Source organism: Methylibium sp. (assembly GCF_031393925.1).
Lineage (GTDB): Bacteria > Pseudomonadota > Gammaproteobacteria > Burkholderiales > Burkholderiaceae_C > Methylibium.
This window is the reverse complement of sequence record NZ_JANMWL010000186.1, coordinates 1-8,466: the sequence shown is the minus strand read 5'-3', so window position 1 is coordinate 8,466 and position 8,466 is coordinate 1. Positions and strand designations below refer to the sequence as shown.

Genomic DNA, 8,466 nt, shown 5'->3' with positions numbered 1-8,466 from the left:
CGGTCCTTGAACGACTTGCCCTTGCCGGCTTCGCCCTGCTGTCCGTGGCAATAGGCGCAGGCGCTGATGAAGCGCTTGCGGCCCTGGGCCACCCACTCGGGATCGGCCAACTGCTGGGCCGAAGGAACGGCAGCCGCCACGTCGGCGGCAGCCGGTGCGTCGGCGGCCACCGCCGGGCTGTCGGCCGCGACCGCCGCGCCCGCACCCAGCAGCCCGCCGAGCATCAGCGTTGCGGCGAGCGGCAGCGCACGCCACCGCCGCGCCGCGAACGCCGCTTCAAGCGCGTCGTGCTTCATCATTCGAGCGTGAACGCCATCACCGCGGCACCGCCGTTGAGCGTCTTGAACTCCGGGTAGAGCCCGCCGATGAAGCCGGGGAACAGCGAGCCCATGCCGCTGGGCACCAGGATGTACTGCTTGCCGCCGGCCGAGTAGCTCATGATGCCGGCGCGGATGCCCGAGCCGGTGTTGAAGCTCCACAGCTCCTGGCCGCTCTTGGCCTCGTAGGCGTGGACCAGGCCGCGCGAATCGCCGTTGAAGACCAGGTCGCCTGCCGTCACGAGCACACCGCCCAAGCCCGGCAACGGGTAGTCGACCGTCCACGCACGCTTGCCGGTGAACGGGTCGACGGCCTGCAGCCGCGCCGACGGTTTGCCGCCCGGGGGCGCTTCGAAGGCGATCTCGGAAATGCCGAAGTTGGGCTGCGAAAACGCCAGCTTGCTGGGGTCGTGGTCGTCGGCGACGGTCAGGCGATTGCAGAACTCTTGCGCGTTGCTGTACCACAGGCCGGTCTTGGGGCTGTAGGCGCCGTGGTTCCAGCTGCGCGCGCCCAAGGCGCTGGGGCAGAACACCTTGCTCTTGCCGATCTCGGGCTCGTTGCGGCCGACCAGTGCACCGGTTTTCGGGTTCACGCTCTTGACCCAATTCACGTTCTCGGAGAACTGCCAAACGTTGTCGACCTTGCCGCTCGCGCTGTCCATCACGGTGACGAAGCCGCCCTTGTTGAGGTGGATCATCATCTGCTTGCCGCCCTTGTCGATCAGCAGGAATTCATAGGCCGAGTCGTAGTCCCAGACGTCGTGCGGAATCTCCTGGTGGTGCCAGCGCAGCTTGCCGGTCTTGGGCTCGATGGCCAGGGTGGTGGCGGTGTAGAGGTTGTCGCCCTTGCGCTTGGAGCCATCGAAGTCGGGCGCCGCGTTGGAGGTGCCGATGAAGAACAGGTCTTGCTTGGGGTCGTACTGGCCGGCCATCCACGCGCCGCCGCCGCCGGTCTTGCCGCTCTCGCCGGGCCAGCTGGCCGGGTCGTTGCGGATGGTCTCGAACTGCCAAAGCTTCTCGCCGGTGAGCGCGTTCACGGCGTAGATCTTGCCGCTCTGCGCGATGTCGCCGCCGGTCGGGCCGAGCACCACGACCTCGCCCGCGAGCGTGGGCGGCGAGGTGAAGTTGCAGCCGTGGCACTTGGCCGGGTCGGTGAGCTGGGTGGCCCACAGCAGCTTGCCGGTCTTCTGGTCGAGCGCGACCACACGGCCGTCGGTGGTGCCGACGTAGACCTTGCCGTGGCCGACCGAGACGCCGCGGCTGTAGCCGCTGAAGATCGACTTGCCCGCCACCGCGTCGAGCTCGATGATGTGGCGCCACAGCTCCTTGCCGGTGGCGCCGTCGACCGCGAAGACGCGCAGGTTCGGCCCGATGTAGTAGATGACGCCGTCGATGGCCAGCGGCGTGGACTGCATGCCCTGGGTGATGTCGCCCGGCTGGTGGATCCAGGCCACCTTGAGCTTCTTGACGTTGCCGACGTTGACCTGGTCGAGCGGGCTGAAGCGCCAGCCGCGGTAGTCGCCGTGGTATTGGTTCCAGTCGCCCGGGTTGTTGTCAGCGGCGCCCGCATGCGCCGGCCACGCCGCAGCCATCACTCCACACGTCAAGGCGACGATGACCGACCCACATGACTTGACGGACGCAAAGTTCAAACGACTCATGGTGTTTCCAGTTCAGTTGACAAAAATGGCTCGTTACAGCCGTGGGATATGTTCTCAGGCGGCGCCGCGAACCGCAATCAGCGAATTCTTGTAGACGCCGCACGGCAGACTGCCCGGCGCCATCAAGGTGGCGATGATGCGCACCTGCAGCTGGCTGCGCACCAGCGACTCGATTTCTCGAGCGAGGCGCGCGTAGTCGGCTGCCGCCACCGCCTCGGCGGCTTCGATCTCCACCGGCAGCGGGTCGTCGAAGCGCACCTGCTCCTCGTGGTCCTTGAGGATGCGCAGCATCGGCTCGACCCGGCCCGCGAACTGCCGGGTGATCAGGTCGCGGATGGCCGTCGGGAACACGTTCATGCCCTTGTAGATGAGCATGTCGTCGGTGCGGCCGATGCAGCGGATGCGCGGGCTGGTGCGCCCGCAGGCGCAGCGCTCGGCACCGGTGACGAGGGCGTGGTCGCGCGAGCGATAACGCACCAGCGGTGTCGCGTCGCGGTCGAAGGCGGTGTAGACGACCTCGCCGGTGGCACCCTTCGCCCAGGGCAGCACCGCGCCGCTGGCCGGCTCGATCAGCTCGATGGCAACGTGCCGCTGCGCATTGAAGTGCATGCCGTCGTGAGCCTCGCACTCGCCCCACATCGCCGGGATCACGTCGCCCAGGCCCATCACTTCGCGCAGGTGCGTGATGCCCAGGCCGCCGGTGATGCGGCCGCGGATGTCCGCTTGATTGAGGCCCGGCTCACCGCCGCACAGCACCTTGGCCAGGGTCGAGGGCAGGCCGGTGTCGCGGCCGATCTGCTCCCACTGCTCAGCCAGGTGCAGGCCGAACGAGGTGGTGGCGAGCAAGGCGGTCACGCGCAGGCGCCGCATCTCGCGCAGGATGCGCTCGGTCGGAAAGCCGCCGAGCCAGCACAAGGTGGCGCCGACACGCCTGAAGCCATCGGCATAGGGCAGGCCGCCCGCCACCATCGGCAGGCCGACGAGGTGGGCGACGACATCGTCGCGGCGCAGCCCGGCGGTGAACCAGGTGTTGGCAATGACGTCGGCAAACACCGCCACGTCGTGCGCGGTGAGCGCGTAGTACATCGGCGCGCCGGTGGTGCCGGACGACGACAACACCTGCACCACCTCGGCGGTCGGCGCCGCCTGGTTGGCGCCGAAGGGCTGCTCGGCGCTGGCGCGGTCCTGTGCGGCGCGGATGTCGTCCTTGTAGGTAAAGGGCAGCGCCTGCAGGTCGGCCAGCGAACGCATCGCCGGCAGGGGCGATCCGGCATGCAGCGCGGCATACATCGACGAGCGCTGGCGCAGCGCGGGCAGGAAGGCGCCGATGCGCTCGGCCTGCCAGCGCTCGACCTCGGGCCAGGGCCTGGTCTCCAGCTCGGCGTCCCAATACGCGGCGTCGGCACCGCGGGCGTCGCGGTGCGGCAAGCAAGCGCTATCGGTGTGGTTCGTCATCGGGTCGCGTCCGCTCGATCAGCCGCCGCACACGCGCTCGACGCTGGCCTTGAGGCTGGCCACCGGAGTGTCGGCCGGCAGGTCGGCCACGGTGGTGACGTAACGCTCGCTCGCGACCTCGTTGGCGAGCTGACCCGGCGGCCAGGCGCTCACGCCCACGCTCCAGGCGCGGCCATGCGCGCGCGGCATCGCACCGGCGTGCTGCTGCGGTGTCGGGCAGGCCACCGCCTGCGCGGGCCAGGGCGGTGCCAGCGCGGCGTTGTCGAACACCAGCAGCGGCGGTATGCGGTGGAAGCGCGCGACGTTGCCGGCGGTGCCGAGCGCCCCCTTCCACTCATCCACTTCGGCCTCGTCGGGCAAGACGGTCTCATGCAGTTGCAGCACATGCACGCCGGCCTCGGCATACAGCCGGGCCAAGGTCGCGAGCAGGCGGCCGACGTAGTCGTAGCCGGTCTGGGCATCCGTCAGGGCACCGGCCGTGCGCAGTTGCGCCCGCAGGGTCGCCGGGCCGGTCAGCGCGGCGACCAGCACCGGCTCGCTCGCGTCGGCCGCGGCGATCTGGCGCGTCGCCTCGACCGAGGCCCTGAGCCGTGGGCTGGCGGTGATCGCCGCCACGTCCAGCTCGCCCAGCACACCGCCGGGCACACCGATCACGCGGGGCGGCCAGTCGTCCGAGACGGCCGCGCCCACCGCTTCCAGCTCCATCGCCGAGGGCACCGCGCACACCACCGCAGAGAGGCCGAGGATGCGGCGCATCTCGCTCGCGTTCTTGCGCAAGCGGGTCGCGTCGCGAACCATCTCGGCGACCGGGATGGCCTCGATCTGCGCCGCGGCCGCCAACGCGAGCGGCGCAAACAGCGGTGCATGCGGCCGGCCGACGTTGCGCGACAGGTCCTGCATGCGCTTGCGCCACACTGCACCCGTCGCCCCCGCATGTGCATCGCTCATGCCCGTCTCCTCAGGCCCGCAGCAGCGGGTTCACGATCTTGGCGTCGGGCCAGGAGCCGTAATAGGTGAGGATGTCCTCGCGCGGCTTTTGCTTCAGCCACTCGGGCTCGAAGTCCTCGTAGCGCTTGCCGCGCTGTTTGCGCGCGACCAGTTCCTTCGCGCGCAGCGCGGCGGTCGCCTCGAGGTCGACGCGACGCATGCCGGCGTCCCACACCACCTTGTAGACAAACTCGGCCGCCTGCTCGGACAGCACGCCCTTGAGCAGGTCGACCTCGACCGCCTTCGGGTCGCGGTCGAGCACATCGCCGTAGCCGGTGCCGCCGCAAGAAAAGGCGAAGGTCGCCACGTCGCCGTTGTTGTAGGGTCGCACCGAGCGACCCTGAAACTCGACCTCGTAGTCGCCACCGATGGCGCGCCGGGTCAGCAGCTCCTGCACGTCGAGCTCGAGCGACGCGTCGCCTTCGCTCATCAGTTGCTTGACGTTGGAATTGCGGATGCCGATGCCGGGCACCGTGCAGGGCGCATAGCCACCGAACAAGGGCTGCGGCGTCTGCAGCTTGGTGTTGTCGGCGATCGCCATCATGTAGAGGGCCGGCACATGGTGCGCCACCCACATCTGCGCCGTGCCGACGCCGCCGCGGTACTTGCCGTGGCCGCAGCTGTCCCTCCAGTGGTTGGAGAGCGGCACCAACAGCGGGAATTCGTTCTCCACCGTTTCGGTGTTGGGCGCGCGGCCGAACACGCACCAGGGGAAGCCGAAGGCGTCCATGCCGTCTTCGGTCGGGCGTGCGCCCTGCCCCTCGGTGTTGATCGAGTAGGCCAGCATGTCGGCGAAATGCGCGCCCCACTGGTTTTGGCCGGCCAGCACCAGCGCATTGCCGCCGTTGCCCATCGAGGCGCCGGCCTGCTTCCACAGGCCGGTCGAGAACATCGCCTTGGCGACCGCGTTGTGAACCGCGCTCATCACGCCGGTGGAGATCATCACCGAGCAGGACGTGGCCGCACGCGCGTCGGGCGAGAGACAGGTGTTGTGGCCGAACTTGAAGTCGATGCCGGCGAAGGTGCCGTTGGAAATCGGCAGCGCGTGGAACAGGTACTCGTAGATGTAGTTCGAGAAGTGCGCGATCGCCGCTTGCGGATGCGCGTTGTAGGGCGACGGCGTCTCGGGGCCGGTCTCGGAGAGGTCGACCAGCATGCGGTCGCCGGTCTTCTCGATCGTCATGAAGCAGGAGCGCACCAGGCCCTGCTTCAGGCCGACCGCGTCGCTGAAGGTGACGCAGCGGTACTTGCCGTCCGGCCACTGCTCGATGATGTCGCGGGCGCCCGCCTCGGCCTCCTGCAGCATCTTGCGGAACAGGCCGGTCATGTAGTCGACCCCTTCGCGCTCGCACAGCTCGAGCAGCCGCGTGCGCACGCGGTCGGCGGTGGTGCAGCGCGCCTTCAGGTCCACCGCGATCATCGACGGTGCGCGGATGCCGAAGGCGACGAACATCGACACCACGTCCTCGTTCAACCTGAAGTTGGTGCCGATGCGCATCGGCGGAATGTTCATGCCCTCCTCGAAGCGCGTGGTGGCCGACACCGGCATGCCACCGGGCTCGATGGCGCCGGTCTCGGTGGTGTGCACGAGCGCTGCCGTCCAGGCGACCAGCTTGCCTTCGTAATACACCGGCATGCACACCATCTGGTCGGGGTTGTGTACGCCACCGTAGACGGCGTCGTTGGCAAACCAGAGGTCACCGTCCCTGATCTCGCTTGCGTAGGTGGCGAGGATGTACTTGATGATGAGCGGCGGTATCACGGCGTGCAGGTAGGTGCCGCAGGAGCCGTTCACGATGTCGCCGGCCGCCGTCATGATCGCCACCAGCGAGTCGCCTGCCACACCCATGGCGCAGCGGCAGGAGCGCTGGAACACGTCCATGCCCTCGTCGAGGATGTCGTTGGTGCGCTGAAAGCCGATCTCGAACGTGGCCGAGTCGATCTGCGCTGCCAGCTCGAGCTCGCGCTGGCTGGGCGGCGAGGGCTTGAGCCAGGCAAGCTTTTCCTCGAGGGTCGGGATGCCCATGGATCTGTCTCCTGTCGTGCGGTTCGTTTCAGGCGGCCACGGCGACCTGCGACGCGATGCGCTTGCGCGGCGGCGGCGGGTTGACCGCCTCGAGGATTCCCAGCCCATGCTTCTCGATCGAGAACTTTTGCCCCGGCGGCACGACGATGGTGGTGAGCTCGGCCTCGACGACCGCCGGGCCCATCACCACGTTGCCGGCCTGCAGCTGCTCGAACTGGTAGGTCGGCGTGTCGACCCAGGCCTTGGTCTCGGGCCAGTAGGCCTTGCGCTTGCCGAGGTGCGCACCCGAGGGGTCGCCGCCCTGCAGTTCGTAGACCGGCACCTCGGGCTTCCACGTAGGCACCGTCACGCGCAGCACGAAGTTGTCGAGGAACACGCCGCCCGGCTTGTTGACCACCAGCGGCGAGAACGACTCTGAAAACTCTTTCTCGAACGCGTCGTAGACCGCCAGCGCGTCGGCATCGGACTCGATCGCGATGCGCGGCGACGACGCACGTTTCAGGTTGACCTGGCCGCCGTAGAGCATGTCGAGTTCGAGCGCGTAGACGGCGTCGTTTACGTCCAGGCCTTCGCTCTGCAAATCCTGCCGGGCCTTGGCGATCATGGTCGAGACGGTTTCATTGAACTGCTCGCGGTCGATGACGATCTTCTCGCTCATCGGCGCCATGAACACCATGCGGCGCGACTGCTCGTACATGTGCACGATGTCCATGATGGAGCTGCCCATGGCGCAGAACACCGGCGCGGCCGGGAACATCACCGCCTTGGGCACGTCGCCGCGCAGGCCGCACATGTGCGTGGGCCCGGCACCGCCGAAGGCAAACAGCACGAAGTCCTCCGGGTGGTAGCCGCGCATGTGAACTTCGCGCTTGATCGCGCCCGACATGTGCTCGTCGATCACGCGACGGATCAGCGCGGCCGCCTCGATCATCGCGATGCCCAGCGGCTCTGCGATCTTGTCGCGGATCGCGCGCTCGGCCTTGGCCTTGGACAGCGGCATGCGCCCGCCGAAATAGCTGTCGGGGTTGATGTAGCCGAGCACCACGTCGGCGTCGGTCACCGTCGGCTCGGTGCCGCCCAGGTCGTAGCAGACCGGGCCGGGCATCGAGCCGGCGCTGCGCGGGCCGACCGTGAGGCGCCCCTTCTCGACCCGGGCGATCGAGCCGCCGCCGGCGCCCACCGAGATGGTCTGCATCATCGTGACGTTGACCATCCACTTGTCGATCACCGGCCTGAAGGTGTAGTTGCGCACGCTGCTTTCCACCACCAGCGCCACGTCGAAGCTGGTGCCGCCGACGTCGCCGGCAATCACGTTCTTGTAGCCGAGCTTCTCGGCGAAGTAGGCCGATCCCATCAGTCCGGCGACCGGGCCGCCGTTGAAGGTGCGCGAGGCGGGCGTCTTGAAGATGTCGGCCGAGCCACCCGAGTTGTGGATCATTAGGAAGGCGCCGCGGTAGCCCTTCTCGCGCAACCTGTCCCAGGTGGCGCCGATGTCGTTCTGCATCGACTGCTGCAGGTAGGCGTCGAGCACCGCCGTCATGGTGCGCTCGTACTCGCCGATCTTCGCGACCACGCTCGAGGACAGCACCACCGGCACGAAGCCGATGTGGAACTCCTTGTATTCCTCGCGGATGATTTCGCGCACTCTTCTCTCGTGGACCGGGTTCATGAAGCTCCACAGCAGCGAGACCACGATGGCGCGCGCGCCGCGGTCCATCAGCAGGCGCAGCTTGCGGCGCACGTCTTCCTCGTCGAGCGGGCGCAGCACCGCGCCGCTCGAGTCCACTCTTTCCTTCACGCCCAGGATCAGGTTGCGCTCGACCAGCGGCAGCGGCTTGTTCTGCACCGCGATGTTGCGGCGCTCGGCCACGCGCTGGCCGTCGGTCCACTGCGCGCCGCGGCCGATGATGATGGCGTCCTCGTGACCCTCGGTCATCAACAGGCCAATGCGCGGGCCGATGCGCTGCAGCAGCCGGTTCAGCGCCACGGTGGTCGAGTAGCGAATGATGTCGATCTTGGG

5 protein-coding genes and 1 pseudogene are annotated in these 8,466 nt (G+C 68.2%); all 6 read right to left on the bottom strand.

The genetic code is table 11. The features are described 5' to 3' along the window. Positions 1–296 (bottom strand): annotated as a pseudogene (locus tag RMO12_RS10355) (hypothetical protein); the annotation flags it as partial. Next, complete coding sequence (locus RMO12_RS10350) at positions 296–1,978, bottom strand: PQQ-binding-like beta-propeller repeat protein (protein ID WP_309639228.1); 1,683 nt, start codon at positions 1,976–1,978, stop codon at positions 296–298. The gene RMO12_RS10350 and the pseudogene RMO12_RS10355, both read right to left, overlap by 1 nt. A 54-nt stretch (positions 1,979–2,032) precedes the next feature. Next, positions 2,033–3,433 (bottom strand): AMP-binding protein, encoded by a 1,401-nt coding sequence (locus tag RMO12_RS10345; protein WP_309639227.1) that lies wholly within the window; start codon positions 3,431–3,433, stop codon positions 2,033–2,035. 18 nt (positions 3,434–3,451) lie between these two features. Then, positions 3,452–4,381, bottom strand: a complete 930-nt coding sequence (locus RMO12_RS10340) for a hypothetical protein (protein ID WP_309639226.1) — start codon at positions 4,379–4,381, stop codon at positions 3,452–3,454. Positions 4,382–4,391: 10 nt separating this feature from the next. Beyond that, complete coding sequence (locus tag RMO12_RS10335) at positions 4,392–6,446, bottom strand: hydantoinase B/oxoprolinase family protein (RefSeq protein ID WP_309639225.1); 2,055 nt, start codon at positions 6,444–6,446, stop codon at positions 4,392–4,394. Between the two features lie 28 nt (positions 6,447–6,474). Next, positions 6,475–8,466, bottom strand: a 1,992-nt coding sequence (locus RMO12_RS10330) for a hydantoinase/oxoprolinase family protein (RefSeq protein WP_309639224.1), incomplete at its 5' end; no start/stop codon positions are given.

Coding starts and splice junctions, on each gene's coding strand:
- RMO12_RS10335 (WP_309639225.1), bottom strand. CDS start 6,446: ATGGGCATCCCGACCCTCGAGGAAAAGCTTGCCTGGCTCAAGCCCTCG.
- RMO12_RS10340 (WP_309639226.1), bottom strand. CDS start 4,381: ATGAGCGATGCACATGCGGGGGCGACGGGTGCAGTGTGGCGCAAGCGC.
- RMO12_RS10350 (WP_309639228.1), bottom strand. CDS start 1,978: ATGAGTCGTTTGAACTTTGCGTCCGTCAAGTCATGTGGGTCGGTCATC.
- RMO12_RS10345 (WP_309639227.1), bottom strand. CDS start 3,433: ATGACGAACCACACCGATAGCGCTTGCTTGCCGCACCGCGACGCCCGC.